Origin of the sequence: Pseudomonas sp. PsB (assembly GCF_043658375.1) — a bacterium.
In the GTDB taxonomy this organism is placed as follows: Bacteria; Pseudomonadota; Gammaproteobacteria; order Pseudomonadales; family Pseudomonadaceae; genus Aquipseudomonas; species Aquipseudomonas putida_Z.
In genome coordinates, this window is record NZ_JBIGLU010000001.1 from 251858 (window position 1) to 275249 (window position 23392).

The window sequence follows — 23392 nt, forward strand, 5'->3', positions numbered from 1 at the left end:
AAAAGGATTCCCTCAAAGGCTGGTTCAAGAGCGGCGCCCCAGGCGTCTGGATGAGCGGCGGCGCGGTGGCCATGGCAGTGATCATGACCGTTGGCCTGCTGGCGGTGATTGCCGTGCGCGGCCTGGGCCACTTCTGGCCGGCCGATCTTGTCCAGGCCACCTACAAGGTGCCGGGCCAGGCCGACCATGTCGTCATTGGCGAAGTGGTGCAAAAGGAAGAAGTACCCCGTGCCCGCCTGAAAGGCGCCGGCCTGCCAGTGCCTGACCAAGGCCCGGAGTTCATGACCCGTGAGCTGATCAAGGTGGGCAACCGCGACCTCAACGGCAGCGACTTCACCTGGGTGGTCGGCGACTGGCTGGTCGACGAAAAGCGCCCGACCGACCTGATCGCCCTGGAGCGTCGCGAGTGGGGCAACTTCTACGGCTACCTGGTCAGCGTCAAGGAAGAAGGCCGCGTGGTCGCCGAAGGTGCTGCCGCCTGGGCCGAGCTGCAGGCCCGCCTCAAGCGCGCCAACCAGCTCAACAGCGAACTGCAAAGCCTAGAGAAGAAAGACATCGGCGCCATCAACCATGGCCTCGAGCGCCTGCGTCTGCAGGCGCGCAAGCTGGAGCTGGACGGCAAGCTGGACGCCGCCGCCCAGGCCGACATGGACGCCGAGCGCGCCGAGCTGAACAGCCGCTACAAGGCCATCGAAGACCGCCTGACCGGCCTGCACCAGGCCTTCGCTCGCGACAGCCTGGTGGCCCGCGATGGCAACGGCCGTGAAGTGGAAATCAACCTCAGCAAGGTGGTGCACGCCATCCAGCCGAACGCCATGTCGGGGTTCACCAAGCTGGGCACCTACTTCACCAAGGTCTGGGAGTTCCTCAGCGACGACCCGCGTGAAGCCAACACCGAGGGCGGTATCTTCCCGGCCATCTTCGGTACCGTGATGATGACCCTGATCATGGCCGTGATCGTCACCCCGTTCGGTGTGCTGGCTGCCGTGTACCTGCGCGAATACGCCAGACAGGGCCCGGTGACCCGCCTGATCCGCATCGCGGTGAACAACCTGGCCGGTGTACCGGCGATCGTCTACGGCGTGTTCGGCCTGGGCTTCTTCGTCTATGTGCTGGGTGGCTCGATCGACCGCCTGTTCTTCCCCGAAGCACTGCCGGCGCCAACCCTGGGTACCCCGGGCCTGCTGTGGGCATCTTTGACCCTGGCGCTGCTGGCCGTGCCGGTGGTGATCGTGGCCACCGAGGAAGGCCTGGCGCGTATTCCGCGTACCGTGCGTGAGGGCTCGCTGGCCCTGGGCGCGACCAAGGCCGAAACCCTGTGGAAGATCGTCCTGCCAATGGCCAGCCCGGCGATGATGACCGGCATGATCCTCGCCGTGGCCCGCGCCGCCGGTGAAGTGGCACCGCTGATGCTGGTAGGTGTGGTGAAGCTGGCCCCGTCGCTGCCGGTGGACGGGAACTACCCGTACCTGCACCTGGACCAGAAGATCATGCACCTGGGCTTCCACATCTATGACGTCGGCTTCCAGAGCCCCAACGTCGAGGCCGCGCGGCCGCTGGTATATGCCACGGCGTTGCTGCTGGTGCTGGTGATTGCGGCCCTCAACCTCTCGGCCGTGTGGATCCGTAACCACCTGCGCGAGAAGTACAAGGCCCTCGACAGCTGATCCTGATTGCAAGCGTGCCGCCCGTGAGCCGGGCGGCCCTTTGAAACGAATTGTTAGCGTATGGAGTTGACCATGCAGCAAGAATCCCATACCCACGGCATCGACATGTCTGCCCTGGGCCGCGACAAGCAGAGCCTGCGCCTGGCCGAAGAAACCGTAGCCATCGAAGTGCCGGGCCTGAGCCTGTTCTACGGCGACAAACAAGCGCTGTTCGATGTGCAGATGAATATCCCCAAGCAGCGCGTGACCGCCTTCATCGGCCCGTCCGGCTGCGGCAAGTCGACCCTGCTGCGCACCTTCAACCGCATGAACGACCTGGTTGACGGCTGCCGCGTGGAAGGCGCCATCAACCTGTACGGCAACAACATCTACCGCAAGGGCGAAGACGTGGCCGAGCTGCGCCGCCGTGTGGGCATGGTGTTCCAGAAGCCCAACCCGTTCCCCAAGACCATCTACGAAAACGTGGTCTACGGCCTGCGCATCCAGGGCATCAACAAAAAGCGCGTGCTCGACGAAGCGGTCGAGTGGGCGCTGAAGGGCGCGGCCCTGTGGGACGAGGTCAAGGATCGCCTGCACGACTCGGCACTGGGCCTGTCCGGTGGCCAGCAGCAGCGTCTGGTCATCGCCCGCACCATCGCCGTGGAGCCGGAAGTGCTGCTGCTCGACGAACCGTGCTCGGCACTGGACCCGATCTCGACCCTGAAAGTCGAGGAACTGATCTACGAATTGAAATCCAAGTACACCATCGTCATCGTGACCCACAACATGCAGCAGGCGGCCCGTGTTTCGGACTACACCGCGTTCATGTACATGGGCAAACTGGTCGAATTCGGGGATACCGACACCTTGTTCACCAACCCGGCGAAGAAGCAGACCGAAGACTACATCACCGGTCGCTACGGCTAGCAGCCGCTCGGGATAGGTACCTGGCCCCTGTGGGAGCGGGTTTACCCGCGAAGCAGGCGCTGCGGTGCTTGGCACCGGCTTCGCCGGTGTTCGCGGGTGAACCCGCTCCCACAGGATGTGTTTGCCAGGGTGGGCCAGGGAATGACACGAACTACTTGAAGCTTGCAGCTTCTTCGCGGAGCGAACGATGATCAACAAAGAAAGCCTTACGCATCACATTTCCCAGCAGTTCAACGCCGAGCTCGAAGAGGTGCGTAGCCACCTGCTGGCCATGGGCGGCCTGGTCGAAAAGCAGGTCAACGACGCAGTTACCGCGCTGATCGAAGCCGACTCGGGCCTGGCCCAGCAAGTGCGCGAAGTCGATGAGCAGATCAACCAGATGGAGCGCAACATCGACGAGGAGTGCCTGCGCATCCTCGCCCGTCGTCAGCCGGCGGCCTCCGACCTGCGCCTGATCATCAGCATCTCCAAGTCGGTGATCGACCTGGAGCGCATCGGTGACGAGTCGACCAAGATCGCCCGCCGCGCCATCCAGCTGTGCGAGGAAGGCGAGTCGCCGCGCGGCTATGTCGAGGTGCGTCACATCGGTGACCAGGTGCGCAACATGGTCCGCGACGCGCTGGACGCCTTTGCCCGCTTCGACGCCGACCTGGCGCTGTCGGTGGCCCAGTACGACAAGACCATCGACCGTGAATACAAGACCGCCCTGCGTGAGCTGGTGACCTACATGATGGAAGACCCGCGCTCGATCTCGCGGGTACTGAGCGTTATCTGGGTCCTGCGTTCGCTGGAGCGTATCGGCGACCATGCGCGCAACATCTCCGAGCTGGTGATCTACCTGGTGCGCGGCACCGACGTGCGTCACATGGGCCTCAAGCGCATGACGGCAGAAGTGCAGGGCACTGCTGTTTCCGACGGCGAAAACGCTAATGTTCCGGCCGAACCTGACGATAAGTAAGGTTGCTCCCGAGCATCGACGCCCGGCCTTGGCCGGGCGTTTTCGTTTGCGGTCGAGGAGCCGGCAGGCACCCGCGAACGATGTGAAGAAGTCCCGGCGTGACCAGGTTGTAGCAAGTGGCCATTATTCGGCGGTAGGCTAGTCGGGATTCAGAAGGAGTATCGATGAGTAAAGTGAATGTGCTGGTCGTGGATGACGCCCCGTTTATCCGTGACCTGGTCCGCAAATGCCTGCGCAATGCCTTCCCGGGCATGACCATCGACGACGCCGTCAACGGTCGCAAGGCCATGGCCATGCTGGGCAAGGAAGCGTTCGACCTGGTTCTGTGCGACTGGGAGATGCCGGAAATGTCCGGTCTGGAACTGCTCACCTGGTGCCGCCAGCAGCCTGAGTTGAAGAACCTGCAGTTCATCATGGTGACCAGCCGTGGCGACAAGGAAAACGTCATCCAGGCTATTCAGGCGGGCGTTTCCGATTTTGTCGGCAAGCCGTTCACCAACGAGCAATTGCTGACCAAGGTGAAAAAAGCCCTGACCAAGATCGGCAAGCTCGACAGCCTGATGGCCAGCGGCCCGGCACGGGTCAACTCGGCGTTCGCCAATGACTCGCTGAATGCGCTGACGGCCGGCAAGCCTGAAGCGGTGAAGGTCACGGCGCCAGCGTCGGCACCAGCACCCGCCAGGCCAGTGGCCAATGCCCCCCGGCCCGCCGCTCCCGCGCCGACCGGCCGTGGCCAGGGCCAGTTGCGCCTGGCCGGCGGCATGCAGCCATGCGTGATCAAGGCGCTGAGCCTGAAAGAGGCCTTGCTGGTGGTGCGCCGTGGCGAAGCGCTGCCCCAAGTGCTGGAAGGCGCGGTGCTGGACCTGGAGCAGGGCGAGAACGCCGAAGTCGCGCGCCTGAACGGCTACTTGCATGCCGTCGCGGCACTGGAACCCAAGCCCGACAGTGACTGGTTGCAACTGACCTTCAAGTTCGTCGACCAGGATGCCCAGAAGCTCGACTATCTGTCGCGGCTGATTGCCCGCGGGACGGCGCAGAAGCATTTCACCCCGGGCGCCTGACCGCAGCCTCACACCGCGCTTTTTGTAGGAGCAGCCTTGTGCTGCGAATGGGCTGCGAAGCAGCCCCGGCAATGCTTGCGGCGGCATTGATACCTGGGGGCTGCTTTGCAGCCCATTCGCAGCACAAGGCTGCTCCTACAAAAAACTGTGCACCCCAGGGCCATCCGACCAACTGTCATACCCGCCGCAAAACCCCCTGCTAGGCTTCGACAAATCATAACTGTCAAAAAGCCACTATCATGCCCGCCCGCCTGCTGCTGTTCTGTGCATTGCTCATGGCCTCGGCGTCGAGCCTGGGCATGACTATCTACGAGATCACCGATGATGGCCGCGTGACCTCCTATTCCGACCGGCCCGGCCCCGGTGCCAAAACCTTTGTGCGGCGCGTACCTATGGTTGAGGTGCCCGAAGGCCAGGTTCTGCTGAACGCGATAACCTTCAACGGCGGCGTGAGCTTTTCGGCCCGCAACCAGCTACACGTGCCAGTGGAGGTGGAGTTGCGCCTGGACAACCTGGTGAATGCACAAGGTGGCAATGCCCCGCGTACCGTGCGCCGGGTACTGCCGCCGCGCACCACGCAAATGCTCAGCGTGCTCAGGGGGCGCCCCGGGATGCTGCTGAACTACCGCTCGACCCTGCTACAGGCCATGGGCGACCCGGGCAAGCGGCCCCAGGGCTTCCGCTATGCATTCCCTTGGATTGGCGGGCCGTTCCGCGTGACCCAGGGCCCCAATGGCCGGGTCAGTCATTTTGGGCCCAAGGGGCGTTACGCCATGGACATCGCCATGCCCGAAGGCACCACCATCATCGCGGCGCGGGAAGGGGTGGTGGTGAAGACGGAGAACAGCCAGAGCGGGCGCGGCCCCAACCCCTCGGGCAATTTCGTCAGGATCCTGCACCCGGACGGCACCATGGGCGTGTACCTGCACCTGATGCGCGGGTCGGTGGTAGTGGCGGAGGGGCAACGAGTGCGGCAGGGGCAGATGCTGGCCAAGTCGGGCAATACCGGCAACAGTACCGGGCCTCACCTGCATTTCGTGGTGCAGCGCAATGTGGGGTTGGCGCTGGAGTCGATACCTTATCGGTTCGACAGGCCGATCGGAGGGTTGCCTGACTTCACTGCGGGTAACCCTTGAGATTTTGGGGCCGCTTTGCGGCCCCATCGCGACACAAGGCCGCTCCTACAGGGATACGCGAACCCCTGTAGGAGCGGCCTTGCGTCGCGATGGGCTGCAAAGCAGCCCCCTTGCCCTCAATCCAGCTTGAGCACCTTGGCCAGCACGATCTTCGGCCCTTTCATCTTCTTGATGATGATGCGCAGCCCTTCGACCTCCAGCACTTCCTCTTCTTCAGGCACGCGCTTGAGCGTCTCGTAGACCAGCCCGGCGAGGGTTTCTGCTTCGATATGGTCAAGGTCGACGCCCAGCAGGCGCTCGACCTTGAACAGCGGCGTGTCGCCACGCACCAGCAGCTTGCCCGGCTGGTAGGCGAGGATGCCGCGCTCGGTCTTGCGGTGCTCGTCCTGGATGTCGCCCACCAGCACTTCCAGCACGTCTTCCATGGTCAGGTAGCCAATCACCTTGCCATCGGCTTCCTCCACCAGCACGAAGTGCGCGCCGCCCTTGCGGAACTGCTCCAGCAACTGCGCCAGCGGCATGTGCCGCGACACGCGCTCCAGTGGCCGTGCCAGGTCGTCGAGGTCGATGGTTTCGGGCAGGTGCTCGAGTTCGGCCAGCTCCAGCAGCAGGTCCTTGATGTGCAGCAGGCCGGTGAATTCTTCACGCTCGGCGTCGTACACCGGGTAGCGGCTGAACTTGTGGCGGCGCACCAGGGCCAGGATCTGCTTCAACGGCGCATGGGCGTCGATGCTGACCATGTCCTCGCGCGAGTTGGCCCAGTCGACCACCTCCAGCTCGCCCATTTCCACGGCCGAGGCCAGCACGCGCATGCCTTGGTCGCTGGGGTCCTGGCCACGGCTGGAGTGCAGGATCAGCTTGAGCTCTTCACGGCTGTAGTGGTGCTCGTGGTGTGGGCCGGGCTCACCCTGGCCGGCAATGCGCAGGATGGTGTTGGCACTGGCATTGAGCAGGTAGATGGCCGGGTACATCACCCAGTAGAACAGGTACAGCGGCACGGCGGTCCACAGCGACAGCAGCTCGGGCTTGCGGATGGCCCAGGACTTGGGCGCCAGCTCGCCGACCACGATGTGCAGGTACGAGATGACGAAGAAGGCGACGAAGAACGAGATGGCCTTGATCAGCTCGGGCGTGTCCACGCCCAGGTAGGCCAGCAGCGGCTCGAGCAGATGGGCGAACGCCGGTTCACCGACCCAGCCCAGGCCCAGCGAGGCGAGGGTGATGCCCAGTTGGCAGGCCGACAGGTAGGCGTCGAGCTGGTTGTGTACCTTGCGCAGGATGCTGCCACGCCAGCCATGCAGCTCGGCGATGGACTCGACGCGGGTGGCGCGCAGCTTGACCATGGCGAACTCGGCGGCAACGAAGAAGCCGTTGAGCAGCACCAGGAGCAAGGCAAAGATGATCATGCCGAAATCGGCGAATAACGAGGTGAGGCTGATACCAGGGGAAGGGTCCATGATGGAGTTTTTACGGGGTCCGTCTTCGAGATAAGGAGAAAAAAAGTGCCAGCTCTTGCTGGCACAGGGGGTCCAATGTAGCGGCTGGGGCCGTAAAAGCAAAGGGCGATGGATTCTTTGGGGGCGCTTTGCGCCCCATCGCGACACAAGGCCGCTCCTACAGGAGACCGCGATCCAGTGTAGGAGCGGCCTTGTGTCGCGATGGGCTGCAAAGCAGCCCCCGAAGCCCTCAAGCCTTGCCGTTGGCCAATTGTGCCGGCGCGAAGTGACAGGTAAAGGTACTGCCATGCCCCGGCACGCTGCTGATCTCCAGCTTGCCGCGGTGGCGCATCAGCACATGCTTGACGATCGCCAGCCCCAGCCCGGTGCCGCCGGTATTCGACGCACGGCTGGAATCGACCCGGTAGAAGCGCTCGGTCAGGCGTGGCAGGTGCTTGGCATCGATGCCCACCCCCGAGTCCTGCACCGACAGGTGCGCGCCCTGGGCATCGGCCCACCAGCGAATACGGATGCTGCCTTCGTCCTGGGTGTACTTGACCGCATTGAACACCAGGTTGGAAAAGGCACTGCGCAGCTCCGACTCGCTGCCTTTCAGCTGCACGCCGGGTGCGGCTTCCAGGGTGATGCGCTGGTTGCGGGGCCCGGACAGGGCCTGGGCGTCGTTCTTGATCGCGGCGAGCAAGGCATCGACCGCCACTGGCTGGTTGTCCGACGGGTAGTCGGTGGCCTCCAGCTTGGCCAGCAGCAGCAGGTCGTTGAGCAGTGTCTGCATGCGCGAGCCTTGCTGGCTCATCTGCTGCAGGGCTCGGCCCCAGCGCGGGTTCACGTCTTCGACGTTGTCCAGCAGGGTTTCCAGGTAGCCGGTGATCACCGTCAGCGGCGTGCGCAGCTCGTGGGACACGTTGGCGACGAAGTCCTTGCGCATCTGCTCCAGCTGGTGGATGCGGGTAACATCGCGCACCAGCATCAGGTGCTCGTTGTTGCCGTAGCGGGTGATGTGCAGCTGCACGCGCATGCGGTCGTTGATCGGCGAGGGGATTTCCAGCGGCTCGAGGTAGTTCTCCGCCTCGAAGTATTCCTTGAAGCGCGGGTGGCGCACCAGGTTGGTCACCTGCTGGCCGCCGTCCTGTGGGGTCTTGAAACCCAGCAGAGTCTCGGCGGCGCGGTTCCACCATTCCAGGTTGCCGTCACTGTCCAGCATGATCACCGCGTCACGCAGCGCGGCGGTAGACTCCTGCACCCGGTCGATTACCGCCTGCAGGCGGCCGCGCACGCGCTGGTCGCGGCGTTGCAGGTGGTAGATGCTGTCGAACACCTCGCCCCACAGGCCGTAGCCATCGGGCGGTGCTTCGTCGGGTTGGTGGTTGCGCAGCCAGTCATGCAGGCGCAGCAGCTGCTTGAGGGTCCAGCCCAGGTAGAGCGCCAGGCCGATGGCCAGGCTCCAGCCATAGTAGCCGCTGACCAGCCCGCCGATCAGGCAGACGGTTATCAGCAGCAGCAGGTGGCGAATCAGGGTCGCGTGCCAGTTCTGGTTCAATTGACGGTCCTTGTACAACGACGTGCAGCTTGGCGCTTTTCAGCTCGATCAGCTCTTGGTCGAGAAGCGGTAGCCGGTGCCCCGGACGGTTTGTACCAGATTTTCGTAGGCTTCACCCAGCGCCTTGCGCAGGCGGCGGATGTGTACGTCGACGGTGCGCTCTTCGACATAGACGTTACCGCCCCACACCTGGTCCAGCAGCTGGCCACGGGTGTAGGCGCGCTCCTGGTGGGTCATGAAGAACTGCAGCAGGCGGTATTCGGTAGGGCCCATCTCGGCCGGCTTGCCGTCGATGGTCACGCGGTGGCTGATCGGGTCGAGCAGCAGGCCGCCGACTTCGATCGGTGCCTCGCTATCGCTCGGGCCAGTGCGGCGCAGCACGGCTTTCAGGCGGGCGACCAGTTCACGCGGCGAGAACGGCTTGGTGATGTAGTCGTCGGCGCCCACTTCCAGGCCCTGGATCTTGTTGTCCTCTTCACCCTTGGCGGTGAGCATGATGATCGGGATGTCGCCGGTCAGCTCGTCGCGCTTGAGGCGGCGGGCCAGCTCGATGCCGGAGGTGCCCGGCAGCATCCAGTCGAGCAGGATCAGGTCCGGTTTGCGGTCGACGATGATCGCGTGGGCCTGTTGGGAGTTTTCCGCTTCCAGGCAGTCATAGCCGGCCATTTCCAGGGCAACGGCGATCATCTCGCGAATTGGTGCTTCGTCGTCGACGATCAGAATGTTCCTGCCAACCATGCTCAAAACCTCTCCTGGATACGGTGTCTTGGCCCGCATTAGATAACGGAATTATTGCAGCTGTGTGACAGGGTGTTGGCCGTTCTGGCGACATTCCATGACTGAACTAGGCTTGAAAGGGCCGTAGTTGTGGCAACCAGAACTCAATCCCCCCCGAAACAATGGTGAATCCAATGACACGACAAACGCTGAGCTGGATGGCCCTTTTCACTACGCTGGCGCTCCCGGGGGTGGCCTTGGCCGACCATGCGATGGAGAAGGGCGGGATGTTGGTCGATCATGCCGGCATGACCCTGTACACCTTCGACAAGGATGCGGGCGGCAAGTCGATGTGCAATGGCGAATGCGCCACCAACTGGCCGCCGCTGATGGTCAAGGCCAATGACGAACCGGCCAAGGACAAGTGGACAGTGGTGATGCGCGATGATGGCAGCAAGCAGTGGGCCTATGACGGCAAGCCGCTGTACACCTTCGTCAAGGACAAGAAGGCCGGCGATATGACCGGTGACGGCATGAAGGACGTTTGGCACGTTGCCAAGCCTTGAGATTGCCGGGGCCGCTTTGCGGCCCTCTCGCGACACAAGGCCGCTCCTACAGGAATGCGCGATCCCCTGTAGGAGCGGCCTTGTGTCGCGATGGGCTGCAAGGCAGCCCCAGAATCCTCAGCGCAACGCGTAATCCAGCACCACCCCGATAAACACCAGCATCCCCGCCCAGTGATTGTGCAGAAACGCCTTAAAGCACGACTCCCGGTCCAGCTTGCGCGTCGACCAGTACTCCCAGGCAAAGCACGCCGCCGCGCCCAGCAGCCCCAGGTGGAACCAGCCACCCAGCTCGAAGCGGCTGCCGGCCAACAACAGGCAGCCCAGCGACAGCAGCTGCAAGGTCAGGATGATGGTGCGGTCTGCGTCGCCGAACAGGATAGCGGTCGACTTCACGCCTATCTTCAGGTCGTCATCACGGTCGACCATGGCGTAGTAGGTGTCGTAGCCCACCGTCCACAGCAGGTTGGCGATATACAGCAGCCAGGCGCTGGCCGGCAGCTCGCCACCCGCTGCGGTGAAGGCCATGGGAATGCCCCAGGAATACGCCGCCCCCAGCACCACCTGCGGGTAATAGGTGTAGCGCTTCATGAACGGGTAGCAGAACGCCAGTGCCACCGCACCGAACGACAGCCAAACCGTGCGGCTGTTGGTACACAGCACCAGCAGGAAGCTCACTCCGACCAGGATGGCGAACAGCGCCAGTGCTTCGCGCGGGCGGACCCGGCCGCTGGCCAGTGGGCGGTCGGCGGTACGTTTGACGTGGCCGTCCACCTTGCGGTCGGCAAAGTCGTTGATGCAGCAACCTGCAGCGCGCATCAGCACCACACCTAGGCCGAAGATCACCACGTTGGCCAGGGTTGGTGAACCGTTGCCGGCAATCCACACCGCCGACAAGGTCGGCCACAGCAGCAGATAGATACCAATCGGCCGGTCCATGCGGCTGAGCTGGACGAAGTCCCAGGCCCGCGGGTGCAGGCGGTTGAGCGACTTGAGCAATTGCAGGTACATCAGCGGTTTTCCTCCTTGGCCGCTTGCCACAATGCTGGCAGAAACACCTCTGCCACCAGCAGGTCCAGGCCGCCACGTTCGAAGCGCGAACGGCGGCCCCACAGCGCCGCGTGGGCGGCTTCACCCGGCAGCCAGGCCTGTGGATAACTGCACACCTCGATGGGGTGGCGGATGAATGCCTGGTCACAGAACAGCAACTCGCCCAGCGAACGGCTGCCCAGGGTTTCCAGGTCCAGCCCGCCGCGCTCCAGGGCGCTGCGGCTGGCGACGCTGCGGGCGAACACCCAGGGTTGGCCATGGCCGCGCAGGTAAACCTCACGCACCCAGCCTTCGGCGCCAGCGGCGATGCCCAGTGCCTGGCATTCGTCATCGCGCAGCGGCTGCCAGCCCTCGAACAGCGGGGTGACGGAGAAGTGATCGTTGGACAGGCGGGTCAGGCGGCGGGTCAGCGAGCCCTCGTCGAACAGCCAGTCAAGGGTGGGCTGGTCGATGTCGGTCGCCAGCCGTGAATACGGCAGCCACGCGACAGCGGCTGCTTGCGGGGATTCGTACGACACGTCGGTCTGCTTGTTACAACCAGAGAGGCGGCGAGCTTAGCATGATTGCCCCGACTGCTTGCATACTGCCGACAGGGCCGCTACAAAGCCCCACGAATTGCGCGCTGGCCTCTTCGCGGGCGCGCCCGCTCCTACAGGTTATGCACAATTCCTGTGGGAACGGGCATGCCCGCGAAGAGGCCATCAGCAGCAACACAACGCTCCAGCCTGAACCGAGGAAACCCACCCCCATGAAAAAGTGGCAATGTATTGTCTGTGGCCTGATCTACGACGAAGCCGAAGGCTGGCCAGACGACGGCATCACCCCCGGCACCCGCTGGGAAGACGTGCCTGAAGACTGGCTGTGCCCCGACTGCGGCGTGGGCAAGAGCGACTTTGAAATGATCTCCATCGGCTAATCGAGGAAAGCACGACATGACGTCCCCTGTGGTAATCATCGGTACCGGCCTTGCGGGCTACAACCTGGCCCGTGAATTTCGCAAGCTCGATGCGCAGACGCCGCTGCTGCTGATCACCGCCGATGACGGTCGTTCCTACTCCAAGCCCATGCTGTCCACCGGCTTTGCCAAGCAGAAGGACGCCGATGGCCTGTGCATGGCCGAGCCGGGCGCCATGGCCGAGCAACTGAACGCCGAGATTCGCACCCATACCCGCATCAGCGGCATCGACCCGGGCCACAAGCGTTTGTGGATAGGTGAAGAGGCGGTGGAATACCGCGACCTGGTGCTGGCTTGGGGCGCGCAGACAGTGCAGGTGCCGATCGAAGGTGATGGCGGCGATCGGGTGTTCCCGATCAACGACCTGGAAGACTACGCGCGCTTCCGTGCCGCCGCCGTCGGCAAACAGCGCGTGCTGATCCTCGGTGCCGGCCTGATCGGCTGCGAATTCGCCAACGACATGAGCCTGGGCGGCTTCCGGGTCGATGTGGTGGCGCCGTGCGAGCAAGTCATGCCGACCTTGCTGCACCCGGCCGCTGCCACTGCCGTGCAGGCCGGGCTGGAAGGCCTGGGCGTGCGTTTTCACCTCGGCCCGGTACTGACCCGCCTGCAGCAGGTGGCCCAGGGCCTGGAGGCGCACCTGTCCGACGGCAGCGTGATCGCCTGCGACCTGGTGGTTTCGGCCATCGGCCTGCGCCCGCGCACCGACCTGGCCGCCGCCGCTGGCCTGCAGACCAACCGCGGCGTTTGCGTGGACCGCCAGTTGCGCACGTCCCACGCCAACATATTCGCCCTTGGCGACTGTGCCGAAGTCGATGGCATCAACCTGCTCTATGTGATGCCGCTGATGAGCTGTGCCCGGGCCCTGGCGCAAACCCTGGCCGGCAAGCCGACAACGGTCGCCTACGGACCGATGCCGATCACCGTGAAAACCCCGGCCTGCCCGCTGGTGGTCTCACCGCCGCCCCAGGGCCACGAAGGCACCTGGCAGGTAGAAGGGCAGGGCAGTGACCTCAAGGTGCTCTGCCTTGATGCAGAGGGCAAGCTGCTGGGCTACGCCCTCACCGGAGCGGCCGTGATGGAGAAGCTGGCCCTGAATCGCCAGCTGCCGGCCGTGATGGCGTAAATAGCTGGCGTTCTGTCGGATTTATCCTGTTGTTGCTTGCACAATGGCCGCCCAGATACTGGCGCGGCCCCTGTGCACGTGCCATCCTCACTTCCGTCTGCCGCAGATTAGAGCCTGCGGTGCCTTGAGCGCTGCTCCCAGGGCAGCACGGCATAACAACAAGAATTCCGTCAAAGAGGCTTCACTATGCGCAAACCAGAACTCGCCGCCGTCATCGCCGAAAAGGCCGATCTGACCAAGGAAAAGGCCAATCAGGTTTTGAACGCGATTCTCGACAGCATCACGGGTGCCCTGGACAAGGACACCGTGACCCTGGTCGGTTTCGGCACCTTCGAAAAACGTCATCGCGGTGCGCGTACCGGCAAGAACCCGCAAACCGGTGAACCGGTCAAGATCAAGGCCAGCAATACCGTGGCTTTCAAGCCAGGCAAGAACCTGCGCGACAGCGTCAACGCCCCTGTCAAGCCGGCCAAGAAAGGCAAGTGATCGCTCCCTGACAACCCCAGTGTCAGCCAAGCGGGCGCCCCAGGGCGCCCGTTGTGCTTTCTGCAGGCAAAATGTTTCGAACTTGCATAAATAGTTCCGGAAAAGGATAGACTGCGCGCCTTAGTCACTTTTAATTCGAGGCGCGTTGATGAAGTTCCGCTTTCTTCTCTGGGCCATGGGGCTGTTGATGGCCAGGGCCAGCCGCAACAACCCGGCATTCCAGCAGCAGCTCAAGGGCAAGGACCTGGTGTTCCAGATGCAGACCCTGGACGGCAAGGTCGCCCGGCACTTCATCGTCAACAACGAACGCGTCAGCAGCAAGGGCGGCGCGCACCCGCAGCCGGCGTTCGCCATTGCCTTCAAGGACGCCGCCTATGGCTTCGCCACCATGCAGGCAGGTAACAAGCAGTTGGCGTTCATGCAGGGGATCCAGGACAAGCACATCCAGATCAAGGGTAACCCGGCGCTGGTGATGTGGTTCCAGGGGTTGATGAAGTACCTGAAGCCGAAGAAGAAGGGCTGAAACTCAATAGGCCTGCTGACTCATACCCTGTGGGAGCGGGTTTACCCGCGAACACCGGCAACGCCGGTGCCATGCACCGCGTCGCGATCTTCGCGGGTAAACCCGCTCCCACAGGGGCCAATCATGTCAGTGCGGTGTGTGGAACTGCGAAGCCAGCTCACGCAGCAGGCTCTCTGCCTCGAGCACCTTGTTCACCACATCCTCGGCCTTGTCCCGGGTAATCCCCAGCCGTTCCAGCAACTCGTCTGGAATCTCCTGCTGCGGCCCCGAGCCAATCCCCCGCGAGCGCAGCAGGCGGGTGGCCAGGCACACCAGGTTGGGGAACGCCGAAAACTCGCCTTCATAGGCAGGGTCGTGCTGGAAGCGCAGCGCGGTGGACAGCTCTTCCGGCATGTCCCACAGCTTCATCAACCAGGCACCGATCTGCTCGCGGCTGATGCCCAGCAGGTGTTGTTCCACGTAGGTGTGGCACAAGTGCGGGTTGACCTCCAGGTGGCGGCAGATCAGCGAGAAGTGCGGCGGGAAAACGTGCGCCAACAGCAGGTAGCCAAAGTTGTGCAGCAGCCCGGCCAGGTAGGTCAGGCCGGCCTCGGGGCGCTCGGCCCGTGGCATGGCGCGGGTCAGGCCTTCGATGATCGCGGCGGTGTAGATCGACTGCTGCCAGTACGGCGTGGCTTGCTGCGGGTGGTCTTTCGGCAGGCTCAGGGTCTTGCCCAGCGCCAGGCCCAGGGCCAGGTTGATCACCAGATCGAAGCCCAGCACACGCACGATGGCATCTTCTACCGAACGGATCTTGCCAGGTGAGGCGTAGTAGGGCGATGCCGCCCAGCTCACCACCTGTGCTGCCAGCGCCGGGTCGGTTTCGACCACGCCGGTGATATCGTCGATGCTGGCGTTGGGGTCTACCCGCAGCTTGATGATCTTTTGCGCGGTGTCGGCCAGCGGCGGGATTTCGATGGTTTCTTCCAGGCGCTTCTGGATGCGCCGGGCAGTGAAGGCCTGGACGGCGTTGGTGATTTCCCGGGTGTCATCATCGGGGCGGTCGAGGTTGGGGCTGATGGCCTCGACTTCCTGGCCGAAGCTGCTGGCGCTGGCCTTGACCAGCATGCGCTTGAAGTGCGCGCGTTCGATTTCCAGCAGCAGGCCGGCTTCGCCAGACTGGATAAACACTTTATCAGCGTCGAGCAGGCTCTTTTCGTACTGGCACGGCGAGCTGGTCAGCGCCGGGATGCCCGGCAGGGCCTTGAGCTGGTGCTTGTCCAGCATCTGCTTCAGGCGTGGCACCGACACCGCGGTGAGCTTGCGCCCGGTCAGTTCGGCGAGGCGGTTGAGGTCCAGCAGCTGGCTCTGCGGGAACAGCACCATCAGGGCGCCGACCTCGTCGTCGAGCAGCACGGCCTGTACCCGCGACGCTGCCGGCAGGTGCGGATGTTCGACCACCTCGCGGTAGGCCACGCCGAGTTTGTCGAGCAGCAGCCGGATGACCGAGGGAGCGTGTGGGGTTGCGGTGTCCAGGGCAACTTCAGTCATGGTCCGTATCCACTGATTCTTTTAAACGCGAAGTATAACCAGCCTGGGAGCAAAACTGGATCCATTATGGGACCAGCGTCACACTTGGCCATATTGCTGGCCATGGCGCAGCCAGCGATCGAGCAGGGGGCTGACGTGCTCCGGCCAGCGTGCGATCAGGGCCTGGGCGGCGTCGCGCACGGCCGGCAGCAGGTCGGCGTCGCGCATCAGGTCGGCGACCTTGAACTGCAACAGGCCGGTCTGGCGGGTGCCGAGCATCTCGCCTGGGCCACGCAGTTCCAGGTCTTTCTCGGCAATGATGAAGCCGTCGTTGGTTTCCCGCATGATCCCTAGGCGCTCGCGGCCGATCTGCGACAGTGGCGGGTGGTACAGCAGCACGCAATGGCTGACGGCGCTGCCCCGGCCAACCCGGCCGCGCAGCTGGTGCAACTGGGCCAGGCCCAGGCGCTCGGGGTTCTCGATGATCATCAGGCTGGCGTTGGGCACGTCCACGCCCACCTCGATGACCGTGGTGGCAACCAGCAGCTGCAGGTTGCCGGCCTTGAACTCGGCCATGATCTCAGCCTTTTCCGCCGGCTTCATGCGCCCGTGGATCAGCCCCACCCGCAGCTCGCCCAGGGCGCTGCCCAGCTCCTCGTAGGTGCTTTCGGCGGCTTGGCAGGTCAGCTCTTCGGATTCTTCGATCAGGGTGCACACCCAATAGGCCTGGCGCCCTTCGGCGCAGGCGGCGCGCACCCGCTCGACCACTTCGAAGCGGCGGCTGTCGGCCACCAGCACGGTGTTCACCGGGGTGCGCCCGGGCGGCAGCTCGTCGAGCACCGAGGTGTCCAGGTCGGCGTAGGCGCTCATGGCCAGGGTGCGCGGAATGGGCGTGGCGGTCATGATCAGCTGGTGCGGGCACAATTCCCCGGCCACGCCCTTCTTGCGCAGGGCCAGGCGTTGCTGCACGCCAAAACGGTGTTGTTCATCGATGATCGCCAGGGCCAGGTGCTTGAACTTCACCTCTTCCTGGAACAGCGCATGGGTGCCGACCACCATTGGCGCACCGTTGGCGATCTGTTCCAGGGCGCCTGCCCGGGCCTTGCCCTTGAGCTTGCCGGCCAGCCAGGCCACTTCGATGCCCAGCGGTTCGAGCCAGCGCTTGAAGGTGATGTAGTGCTGTTCGGCGAGGATCTCGGTGGGCGCCATCAAGGCCACCTGGTAGCCGGCCTCCAGGGCCTGCAGCGCGGCCAGGGCGGCGACCACGGTCTTGCCGGCACCCACATCGCCCTGCACCAGGCGCATCATCGGCTCGTGCTGGCTGAGGTCGTAGGCAATTTCGTTGGCCACCCGCTGCTGCGCGCCGGTCGGCTGGAAGCCCAGGTTGGCCAGGTACTGCGCCTGCAGGCGCTGGGCCTTGGGCAGCACCGGCGCGCGCAGGCTGCGCAGGCTTTCGCGCAGGCGTTGCTGCGACAGCTGGTGGGTCAGCAGTTCTTCGAAGGCCAGGCGGTGCTGGGCCCAGTGCTGGCCTTCGGCAAGCTCGTCGAGGTCGGCGTCGGCCGGCGGGTTGTGCAGGTAGCGGATGGCATCGTCCAGCGGCGCCAGCTGGTAGTCCCGGGCCAGTTCGTCGGGCAGCCAGTCCGGCAGGCTGCGCGGGCCGAGCAGGCCCAGGCTCTGCTGGCACAGCAGGCGCAGGCGTTGCTGGGTAAGGCCTTCGGTGGACGGGTAGATCGGCGTCAGGGTCTGCTCGACCGGTGGCGGCGGCTCGTCGCCGTTCAGTGCGCGGTATTCCGGGTGGTAGATTTCCAGGCCCGAGGCGCCGGGGCGGGCTTCGCCGTAGCAGCGCAGGTGGGTACCACGCTTGAGCCCTTCCTTCTGCGCGTTGCTGAAGTGGTAGAAGCGCAGGCTCAGCACGCCGCTGCCGTCACCCAGGCGCACCACCAGGCTGCGGCGCTTGCCCATGGTCACGTCGGCGCCGCTGACCACGCCCTCGATCACCGCGTCCTGGCCAGGGCGCAGCTGGCCTATCGGCACCACGCGAGTGCGGTCCTGGTAGCGCAGGGGCAGGTGGAACAGCACGTCCTGCAGGTTCTCCAGGCCGACCTTGGCGAGTTTCTCCGCCATGGCCTCGCCAACCCCCTTGAGTACCGTGACCGGGACCTTCGACAGCTCACTCATGACTCAGGCCGGTTGTTCCGCAGGGGCTTTGGCGACCGAGCACAGGCGGATCGAGTCGGCGAGGATCTCGATGGCCTTCGGCCGCGGGAAGCTGGCGCGCCAGGCGATGGCCACGGTGCGGAATGGTGCCGGTGCGGTCAGTGGGCGGACCTCGATGACGCCGGGGGCGTAGTGGTGGCTGTGCACCGCCGACAGCGGCAGGATCGACACGCCAAGGCCCGAGGCCACCATGTGGCGGATGGTTTCCAGCGAGCTGGACTCGACCGTGGTGTGCTTGGAGCCTTCACCGCCCTTGTTCAGCGTTGGGCAGGCTTCCAGCACCTGGTCGCGGAAGCAGTGGCCTTCACCGAGCAGCAACAGGCTTTTGTCATTGAGCATGGCGGTGTCGATGGTCTTTTTCGCCGTCCATGGGTGGTCGGCCGGCATCAGGGCGCAGAACGGTTCATCGTACAGCGGCAGGGTCAGCACGTCGGCTTCGTTGAACGGCAGGGCGATGATCACCGCATCCAGTTCGCCATTGCGCAGCTTTTCGCGCAGTACATGGGTGAAGTTTTCTTCGATGTACAGCGGCATTTGCGGCGCCACGCGGTGCAACTGAGGGATCAGGTGGGGGAACAGGTACGGGCCGACGGTGTAGATGGCACCGACCTTGAGCGGGGCGGTCAGCTGGTTCTTGCCGGCCTGGGCCAGCTCGCGAATGCCCTGGGCCTGCTCCAGTACCTTTTGCGCCTGGGCGACGATGCTTTCGCCGACCGGGGTCAGGCGGACCGCGCTCTTGCTGCGCTCGAAGATCAGCACGCCAAGCTCATCCTCGAGCTTCTTCACACCGACCGACAGGGTCGGCTGGCTCACGTGACAGCGTTCGGCGGCATGGCCGAAGTGCTGCTCCTGGGCGAGTGTGACGATGTAGCGTAATTCTGTGAGGGTCATAACGTGCGTCCATGAAGTTGCGAGCCCAGCATAGCGGCTGCAATCGATAGACGCACGTTATCAGACTTGCCGATTTGTGACAGAAACAAAAGTCTCAGCGGCGGTCCAGCGAGTAGACGAACGGTGCCACGACTTCGATCGTGCCATTGTTCAGCAACTCGGGTGGCGGTTTGGGTACCGTGCCGGCCCGACGGATCATTTCCAGCGTCGCCCGGTCCAGGGCGGCACTACCCGAGCCACCGGCCATGGAGTACGACACCACCTTGCCTTCGGCGTCGACCACGAAGCGCAGGCGGTTGATGCCCTGCAGGCCGCGACGGCGCGCGTCTTCCGGGTAACGCTTGTACTTGGCCAGGTGACGCAGCAGGTCGCTCTGCCAGGTCGGCAGGGCGTTGCTGTTGGACGCAATGCTCGGCGCCGGTGCCGCGGACTTCTGCGGTGGCGTGTTGCTGGGCGGTGCGTCTACCGTTTGTTCGGTCGGCGGTGCTTCCTTCGGCGGTTCAGGCTTTTTCTCGGGCTTGGGCGGCTGTGGCTTGGCCTTTGGCTTGGGCGGCTTGGGAATGGCGATCTTGGGCTTGGGTGCCTCGGCCAGCTTCGGCAGCGGCGGTTCCTCGACCGGCGCCGGTGGCTGCGGCGCCGCTTTCGGGGGCGGTGGTGGCGCAGGCTCCGGCAATGGCGCCAGCTCGACCATCATGGCTGCCGGTGGCAGTTCGATGGCCTGGGGCACCGACCAGTTGAGCGTCAGCAGCACGGCGACCACGTGCACGCCCAGCACGATCGCCAGGCTGCCACCGTAGCGCGCCATGTTAGAGCGCGTTTTTGTCATTTCTTGGCTGCCGTCTCGAGACCTACCAGACCGACTTTCAGGTAGCCGGCCGCGCGCATGTTGTTCATCACTTCCATCAGATCACCGTAATCCACGCCTTTGTCAGCCTGGAAGAAGATGGTGGTTTCCTTGTCGCCCTTGGTCTTGGCATCGAGCATCGGGCCAAGCTGGTCGGGGGCAGGGACCTGATCGTCGCCGACGTACAGCTTCTGGTCGGCCTTGACGCTGACGAACACCGGTTTCTCGGGCCTCGGCGCCGGTTTGGCGGTCGAGGCCGGCAGGTCGACCTTGATGTCGACCGTGGCCAAGGGGGCTGCGACCATGAAGATGATCAGCAGCACCAGCATCACGTCGATGAACGGCGTAACGTTGATTTCGTGGTTTTCGGCGAGGTCGTCGCCACCTTCGTTGAGATGCAGGCCCATGGCTTACCCCACTTTCACCATGTGCGGGGCGGCGCGCTCGCTGCCCTGGTGGTCCAGGTCACGGCTGACCAGCAGCAGCACCTGGGCGGAGGCGTCGGACACCTGGGCCTTGTAGCCGGCGATGGAGCGGGCGAAGACGTTGTAGATGACCACGGCCGGGATTGCAGCGACCAGGCCCAGGGCGGTGGCCAGCAGGGCCTCGGCGATACCCGGGGCAACCACGGCCAGGTTGGTGGTCTGGGTCTTGGCGATGCCGATGAAGCTGTTCATGATGCCCCATACGGTACCGAACAGGCCGACGAATGGCGCAGTGGAGCCGATGGTGGCGAGTACGCCGGTGCCGCTGCTCATGGTGCGGCCGCTGGCGTGTACCAGGCGCTCCAGGCGGAAGCTGACGCGCTCCTTGATGCCTTCTTTTTCGCGGGCGTTGGCCGACAGGCGCATCTCTTCGAGGGCGTCGTGGACCAGGGTGTGGGCCAGGGTGCCTTCCTTGTTGGAAACGTCGCTGGCTTCCTTGAGGCTGGCGGATTTCTTCAGCAGGGCGATTTCACCACGCAGACGACGCTTGGCGCCCATCAGCTCGAAGCCTTTGGCGATCCAGATGGTCCAGGTGATGATGGAGGCGATGGCCAGGCCGATCATCACCGCCTTGACCACCACGTCGGCGTTCTTGTACATGCCCCATGGGGACAGGTCGTGGGCCATGCCCAGCGAGGTGTCTTCAACCAGGGCTTCGACGCTCGGGTCTGTAGCGACCGGGGCATCAACCGGGGTGGCGGCCACTGCGTCGGCAGCCGGTGCTGCGGCTGGGGCAGCGGCCGGCGCAGCTGGTGCGGTAGCGGCAGCAGGCGCGGCAGCATTGGCGGTTGGCTCATCGGCCATGGCCACCGGGGCCAGCACCAGGCTGAGCGTCAGCGCGGCGATGGCGCGCCAGGCGCGCGACGGGGTTGGCGAAGCGGAAGGTTGAGTACGTGTCATGCTGGCCGGACCTGATGAAGAATAAAGTGAACGTTCTCCAAGGCCTCGAGGTAGGCCGAGAACAATTTGGCGGCCATTATTGCAAGTAATTCTTGTTAACAAAAGTAATCTTGTTGCTTTTTTCGCCTATGGTCTAGCCATCCATCGTGTAGCGTGGTCGGGCTGATCAATTGGTCTAGGGAGTTTAGAGATGTCAGACCTTTCCGTGATGGTGGTGGGATGTGGTGATGTAGGCGGGCGTCTTGCCCGGCAGATGCTTGCGCGCGGCTGGCAGGTGAGCGGCCTGCGTCGCTCGGTCGGGCAGTTGCCTGCGGGGGTCGTGCCGGTGGCGGCGGACTTGTCCGAGCCATCGATCCCCGACGCCTGGCCGCAGCGCGCGCCGGACTACCTGGTGTATTGCGTGGCGGCCAGCCAGCACGACGAGGCGGGTTACCAGGCAGCCTATGTCGACGGTTTGCGCCATGTGCTGGGTTGGCTGGCCGAGCGCGGCCAACGCCCACGGCGCCTGCTGTTCGTGTCCAGCAGCAGCGTGTATGCACAGAAGGACGGCGAGTGGATCGAAGTAGGCGCGGCCACCGAGCCTGAAGGTTATTCCGGGCGGTTGATGCTGGAGGCCGAGCGGCTGGCGCTGGCCAGCGGCATCCCGGCCAGCGTGGTGCGCCTGACCGGCATCTATGGCCCCGGCCGCGAGTGGCTGCTCAGTCAGGTGCGCCAGGGCTACCGCGTGGCCGAGGAGCCACCGCTTTATGGCAACCGCATCCATGCCGAGGATGCCGCCAGCCTGTTGGCGTTCCTGTTGCAGGCCGATGCCGACGGCAAGGTGCTCGACGATTGCTACATCGGCGTCGACGACGACCCGGCACCGCTGGCCGACGTGGTGGCCTGGCTGCGGGCGTACATGGGGGTAACCGAGTGGTCGGATGAGCAGCGAGTGCGGCGTACCGGCAGCAAGCGCTGTAGCAATGCCCGGGCGCGGGCGTTGGGCTGGGCGCCGGTGTATCCGAGTTACAGGGAAGGCTATGCGGCCATCCTCGAGGGTAAAAACCAGCCTCAGGCCTGATGCGACCCCCTGTAGGAGCGGCCTTGTGTCGCGATGGGGCGCGCAGCGGCCCCAGGATTTCACAGGATTTCAGCGTCGCCGCATAGAATGCCGGGGCCGCTGTGCGGCCCATCGCGACACAAGGCCGCTCCTACAGGGACCGCGCAGGTTTTCAGTCCAGTTCCAGCACCCACTGGCGCTTGCCGGCCGCCAACACTGGCATTTCATCCGGCTGCGCGCGGTTCACCGCCTGGAAGATCTCCAGCTTGTCGCCATCGCGCTTGAGGATGAACGGCGCGCCACGCTGGTTACGCTCCAGCCACAGGCTGTCATTGCTGCCACCCATGGTCGCGCAATCACCCGCCAGGCACAGGGCGAAACGGTCTGGCCCTGGCAGGCCGGTGACGTTGCCGGTGTCGCCGAAGCGCACGCTGGCACCTTTGCCCTGGCCTTCGACGATCTTCCAGTTGCCGCCCAGATAGGCCTGGTACAGGGCTTTCTCGAAGCTGCTGCCCAGTGGCGCATTGGTCGCCGCCGGTGCTTTGGCGCGCACGAAGGTCTGCTTGCCGCCGCGTTGATCGACCGCCTGCAGTTCGTCGCCATCGAGCGACAGCTGTTCGGTCTGGCCACCCCGGAAGCTGGCCTGCCATTGCTTGTCGGTGGCGCTCAGCTGGCCGTCGGCCGCTTCGAAACCATTGCTGTAGCTGGCCTGTTGGCTGGCGACGTCGAGCTTCCACTCGAACACCGGCCCGTGCTCATTGAGCGCCTGACGCAGGCTGCCGCCCTTGACGGCCGCATTGATGGCGTCCTGGTTGATCCAGGTGCCGTTGAAATCTTCGGGTTTGTGGCTGGCGCAGCCGCCCAGAAGCAGGGCTGCCAGCGCGAGGGGCAGTGCTTGACGCATGACGGGGTAACCTTGCAGAGAAGGGAAGGTGACGGACAGGGCGCCCGTCACCGGGGGCATCATTCGATGACCAGGATGGCGTCCATTTCGACCTGGGAGCCTTTCGGCAGTGCGGCAACGCCGATGGCGGCGCGGGCCGGGTAAGGCTGCTCGAAGTAGCGGCCCATCACCTCGTTGACCTTGGCGAAGTGGCTCAGGTCGGTGAGGAAGATGTTCAGCTTGACGATGTCCTTGAACGAACCGCCAGCGGCTTCAGCCACGGCCTTGAGGTTCTCGAACACCTGTACGGTCTGGGCTTCGAAGCCTTCGACCAGTTCCATGGTCTTCGGGTCCAGCGGGATCTGGCCCGACATGTACACGGTGTTGCCGGCCTTGATCGCCTGCGAGTAGGTGCCGATGGCGGCAGGGGCCTTGTCGCTGTTGATGACGGTCTTGCTCATGATGACTCCTTGCGGTTGGCG

Annotated in this window: 24 protein-coding genes; 11 read left to right on the forward strand and 13 right to left on the reverse strand. The window is 64.3% G+C overall.

The window, feature by feature from the left end:
- Positions 1-50 precede the first annotated feature (50 nt).
- From pstA to ACGLHT_RS01215, 5 genes are all read left to right on the forward strand, one after another.
- On the forward strand, positions 51-1667 hold the full coding sequence (pstA, locus tag ACGLHT_RS01195) for a phosphate ABC transporter permease PstA (protein ID WP_170978884.1): 1617 nt from the start codon (positions 51-53) through the stop codon (positions 1665-1667).
- A gap of 72 nt (positions 1668-1739) precedes the next feature.
- A complete protein-coding gene (gene pstB / locus ACGLHT_RS01200; RefSeq protein WP_003258171.1) occupies positions 1740-2573 on the forward strand; it encodes a phosphate ABC transporter ATP-binding protein PstB in 834 nt (277 codons plus the stop codon).
- Positions 2574-2760: 187 nt separating this feature from the next.
- The gene (phoU, locus tag ACGLHT_RS01205) at positions 2761-3531 is read left to right on the forward strand and encodes a phosphate signaling complex protein PhoU (protein ID WP_013974818.1); all 771 of its coding nucleotides are present in this window, start codon (positions 2761-2763) and stop codon (positions 3529-3531) included.
- 164 nt (positions 3532-3695) lie between these two features.
- Positions 3696-4592, forward strand: a complete 897-nt coding sequence (locus tag ACGLHT_RS01210) for a response regulator (protein WP_137162673.1) — start codon at positions 3696-3698, stop codon at positions 4590-4592.
- A gap of 239 nt (positions 4593-4831) precedes the next feature.
- Positions 4832-5728 (forward strand): M23 family metallopeptidase, encoded by an 897-nt coding sequence (locus ACGLHT_RS01215; protein ID WP_013974816.1) that lies wholly within the window; start codon positions 4832-4834, stop codon positions 5726-5728.
- 116 nt (positions 5729-5844) lie between these two features.
- Here the strand turns inward: ACGLHT_RS01215 and ACGLHT_RS01220 are convergent, their stop codons facing one another.
- The 3 genes from ACGLHT_RS01220 to phoB form a co-directional block, all read right to left on the reverse strand.
- The gene (locus ACGLHT_RS01220) at positions 5845-7185 is read right to left on the reverse strand and encodes a hemolysin family protein (RefSeq protein ID WP_013974815.1); all 1341 of its coding nucleotides are present in this window, start codon (positions 7183-7185) and stop codon (positions 5845-5847) included.
- A 229-nt stretch (positions 7186-7414) separates the two neighbouring features.
- Positions 7415-8722, reverse strand: coding sequence for a phosphate regulon sensor histidine kinase PhoR (gene phoR, locus ACGLHT_RS01225; RefSeq protein WP_025341127.1), 1308 nt, complete (start codon positions 8720-8722; stop codon positions 7415-7417).
- A gap of 48 nt (positions 8723-8770) precedes the next feature.
- On the reverse strand, positions 8771-9460 hold the full coding sequence (gene phoB, locus ACGLHT_RS01230; RefSeq protein ID WP_003253341.1) for a phosphate regulon transcriptional regulator PhoB: 690 nt from the start codon (positions 9458-9460) through the stop codon (positions 8771-8773).
- Positions 9461-9633: 173 nt separating this feature from the next.
- Between phoB and ACGLHT_RS01235 the strand changes: the two genes are divergently transcribed.
- Complete coding sequence (locus ACGLHT_RS01235) at positions 9634-10005, forward strand: hypothetical protein (RefSeq protein ID WP_274119878.1); 372 nt, start codon at positions 9634-9636, stop codon at positions 10003-10005.
- A 117-nt stretch (positions 10006-10122) separates the two neighbouring features.
- On the opposite strand, the gene ubiA is transcribed toward ACGLHT_RS01235, so the two are convergent.
- Together ubiA and ACGLHT_RS01245 are read right to left on the reverse strand one after the other, a co-directional pair.
- Positions 10123-11013 carry a 4-hydroxybenzoate octaprenyltransferase gene (ubiA, locus tag ACGLHT_RS01240; RefSeq protein WP_137162670.1) on the reverse strand — a complete coding sequence of 297 codons (891 nt, stop codon included), beginning with the start codon at positions 11011-11013 and terminating at the stop codon, positions 10123-10125.
- Positions 11013-11570: a chorismate lyase gene (locus ACGLHT_RS01245; protein WP_075046768.1), complete on the reverse strand. Its 558-nt coding sequence runs from the start codon at positions 11568-11570 to the stop codon at positions 11013-11015. The genes ubiA and ACGLHT_RS01245 overlap by 1 nt, the downstream gene beginning before the upstream one ends.
- Before the next feature lie 230 nt (positions 11571-11800).
- On the opposite strand from ACGLHT_RS01245, the gene ACGLHT_RS01250 reads away from it, so the two are divergent.
- The 4 genes from ACGLHT_RS01250 to ACGLHT_RS01265 all read left to right on the forward strand — a co-directional run bounded on the left by ACGLHT_RS01250 (position 11801) and on the right by ACGLHT_RS01265 (position 14142).
- Entirely contained in the window at positions 11801-11968 is a 168-nt protein-coding gene (locus tag ACGLHT_RS01250) for a rubredoxin (RefSeq protein ID WP_085621504.1), read from the forward strand.
- Between the two features lie 16 nt (positions 11969-11984).
- Positions 11985-13133, forward strand: coding sequence for an NAD(P)/FAD-dependent oxidoreductase (locus ACGLHT_RS01255; RefSeq protein WP_274119877.1), 1149 nt, complete (start codon positions 11985-11987; stop codon positions 13131-13133).
- 186 nt (positions 13134-13319) lie between these two features.
- A complete protein-coding gene (locus ACGLHT_RS01260) occupies positions 13320-13619 on the forward strand; it encodes an HU family DNA-binding protein (protein ID WP_013974808.1) in 300 nt (99 codons plus the stop codon).
- Positions 13620-13767: 148 nt separating this feature from the next.
- Entirely contained in the window at positions 13768-14142 is a 375-nt protein-coding gene (locus tag ACGLHT_RS01265; RefSeq protein ID WP_025341122.1) for an SCP2 sterol-binding domain-containing protein, read from the forward strand.
- Positions 14143-14268: 126 nt separating this feature from the next.
- On the opposite strand, the gene ACGLHT_RS01270 is transcribed toward ACGLHT_RS01265, so the two are convergent.
- The 6 genes from ACGLHT_RS01270 to exbB all read right to left on the reverse strand — a co-directional run bounded on the left by ACGLHT_RS01270 (position 14269) and on the right by exbB (position 20988).
- Complete coding sequence (locus ACGLHT_RS01270) at positions 14269-15672, reverse strand: aminoacyl-tRNA deacylase and HDOD domain-containing protein (RefSeq protein ID WP_075046765.1); 1404 nt, start codon at positions 15670-15672, stop codon at positions 14269-14271.
- Between the two features lie 78 nt (positions 15673-15750).
- Positions 15751-17829 (reverse strand): ATP-dependent DNA helicase RecG, encoded by a 2079-nt coding sequence (gene recG, locus ACGLHT_RS01275; protein ID WP_025341120.1) that lies wholly within the window; start codon positions 17827-17829, stop codon positions 15751-15753.
- A 3-nt stretch (positions 17830-17832) separates the two neighbouring features.
- Entirely contained in the window at positions 17833-18759 is a 927-nt protein-coding gene (locus tag ACGLHT_RS01280) for a hydrogen peroxide-inducible genes activator (protein WP_013974805.1), read from the reverse strand.
- 94 nt (positions 18760-18853) lie between these two features.
- Positions 18854-19585 (reverse strand): energy transducer TonB, encoded by a 732-nt coding sequence (locus ACGLHT_RS01285; RefSeq protein ID WP_016489831.1) that lies wholly within the window; start codon positions 19583-19585, stop codon positions 18854-18856.
- A complete protein-coding gene (gene exbD / locus ACGLHT_RS01290) occupies positions 19582-20010 on the reverse strand; it encodes a TonB system transport protein ExbD (protein WP_013974803.1) in 429 nt (142 codons plus the stop codon). The genes ACGLHT_RS01285 and exbD overlap by 4 nt, the downstream gene beginning before the upstream one ends.
- Before the next feature lie 3 nt (positions 20011-20013).
- The gene (gene exbB, locus ACGLHT_RS01295; RefSeq protein ID WP_274119876.1) at positions 20014-20988 is read right to left on the reverse strand and encodes a tonB-system energizer ExbB; all 975 of its coding nucleotides are present in this window, start codon (positions 20986-20988) and stop codon (positions 20014-20016) included.
- A 190-nt stretch (positions 20989-21178) separates the two neighbouring features.
- Here exbB and ACGLHT_RS01300 point away from each other — a divergent pair, with 190 nt between their 5' ends.
- Positions 21179-22048: an NAD-dependent epimerase/dehydratase family protein gene (locus ACGLHT_RS01300; RefSeq protein ID WP_274119875.1), complete on the forward strand. Its 870-nt coding sequence runs from the start codon at positions 21179-21181 to the stop codon at positions 22046-22048.
- 151 nt (positions 22049-22199) lie between these two features.
- On the opposite strand, the gene ACGLHT_RS01305 is transcribed toward ACGLHT_RS01300, so the two are convergent.
- Entirely contained in the window at positions 22200-22931 is a 732-nt protein-coding gene (locus tag ACGLHT_RS01305; protein WP_274119874.1) for a hypothetical protein, read from the reverse strand.
- A 59-nt stretch (positions 22932-22990) separates the two neighbouring features.
- Positions 22991-23371: a RidA family protein gene (locus tag ACGLHT_RS01310; RefSeq protein WP_003253379.1), complete on the reverse strand. Its 381-nt coding sequence runs from the start codon at positions 23369-23371 to the stop codon at positions 22991-22993.
- Positions 23372-23392: the final 21 nt, after the last annotated feature.

What these genes read in the sequence shown, in the direction of transcription:
- pstB (WP_003258171.1), top strand. Translation starts at nt 1,740, where the DNA reads ATGCAGCAAGAATCCCATACCCACGGCATCGACATGTCTGCCCTGGGC.
- ACGLHT_RS01280 (WP_013974805.1), bottom strand. Translation starts at nt 18,759, where the DNA reads ATGACCCTCACAGAATTACGCTACATCGTCACACTCGCCCAGGAGCAG.
- ACGLHT_RS01220 (WP_013974815.1), bottom strand. Translation starts at nt 7,185, where the DNA reads ATGGACCCTTCCCCTGGTATCAGCCTCACCTCGTTATTCGCCGATTTC.
- phoU (WP_013974818.1), top strand. Translation starts at nt 2,761, where the DNA reads ATGATCAACAAAGAAAGCCTTACGCATCACATTTCCCAGCAGTTCAAC.
- recG (WP_025341120.1), bottom strand. Translation starts at nt 17,829, where the DNA reads ATGAGTGAGCTGTCGAAGGTCCCGGTCACGGTACTCAAGGGGGTTGGC.
- ACGLHT_RS01210 (WP_137162673.1), top strand. Translation starts at nt 3,696, where the DNA reads ATGAGTAAAGTGAATGTGCTGGTCGTGGATGACGCCCCGTTTATCCGT.
- exbB (WP_274119876.1), bottom strand. Translation starts at nt 20,988, where the DNA reads ATGACACGTACTCAACCTTCCGCTTCGCCAACCCCGTCGCGCGCCTGG.
- ACGLHT_RS01310 (WP_003253379.1), bottom strand. Translation starts at nt 23,371, where the DNA reads ATGAGCAAGACCGTCATCAACAGCGACAAGGCCCCTGCCGCCATCGGC.
- ACGLHT_RS01255 (WP_274119877.1), top strand. Translation starts at nt 11,985, where the DNA reads ATGACGTCCCCTGTGGTAATCATCGGTACCGGCCTTGCGGGCTACAAC.
- pstA (WP_170978884.1), top strand. Translation starts at nt 51, where the DNA reads ATGAGCGGCGGCGCGGTGGCCATGGCAGTGATCATGACCGTTGGCCTG.
- ACGLHT_RS01270 (WP_075046765.1), bottom strand. Translation starts at nt 15,672, where the DNA reads ATGACTGAAGTTGCCCTGGACACCGCAACCCCACACGCTCCCTCGGTC.
- ACGLHT_RS01300 (WP_274119875.1), top strand. Translation starts at nt 21,179, where the DNA reads ATGTCAGACCTTTCCGTGATGGTGGTGGGATGTGGTGATGTAGGCGGG.
- ACGLHT_RS01250 (WP_085621504.1), top strand. Translation starts at nt 11,801, where the DNA reads ATGAAAAAGTGGCAATGTATTGTCTGTGGCCTGATCTACGACGAAGCC.
- ACGLHT_RS01260 (WP_013974808.1), top strand. Translation starts at nt 13,320, where the DNA reads ATGCGCAAACCAGAACTCGCCGCCGTCATCGCCGAAAAGGCCGATCTG.
- ACGLHT_RS01285 (WP_016489831.1), bottom strand. Translation starts at nt 19,585, where the DNA reads ATGACAAAAACGCGCTCTAACATGGCGCGCTACGGTGGCAGCCTGGCG.
- ubiA (WP_137162670.1), bottom strand. Translation starts at nt 11,013, where the DNA reads ATGTACCTGCAATTGCTCAAGTCGCTCAACCGCCTGCACCCGCGGGCC.
- ACGLHT_RS01235 (WP_274119878.1), top strand. Translation starts at nt 9,634, where the DNA reads ATGACACGACAAACGCTGAGCTGGATGGCCCTTTTCACTACGCTGGCG.
- ACGLHT_RS01305 (WP_274119874.1), bottom strand. Translation starts at nt 22,931, where the DNA reads ATGCGTCAAGCACTGCCCCTCGCGCTGGCAGCCCTGCTTCTGGGCGGC.
- ACGLHT_RS01215 (WP_013974816.1), top strand. Translation starts at nt 4,832, where the DNA reads ATGCCCGCCCGCCTGCTGCTGTTCTGTGCATTGCTCATGGCCTCGGCG.
- ACGLHT_RS01265 (WP_025341122.1), top strand. Translation starts at nt 13,768, where the DNA reads ATGAAGTTCCGCTTTCTTCTCTGGGCCATGGGGCTGTTGATGGCCAGG.
- exbD (WP_013974803.1), bottom strand. Translation starts at nt 20,010, where the DNA reads ATGGGCCTGCATCTCAACGAAGGTGGCGACGACCTCGCCGAAAACCAC.
- phoB (WP_003253341.1), bottom strand. Translation starts at nt 9,460, where the DNA reads ATGGTTGGCAGGAACATTCTGATCGTCGACGACGAAGCACCAATTCGC.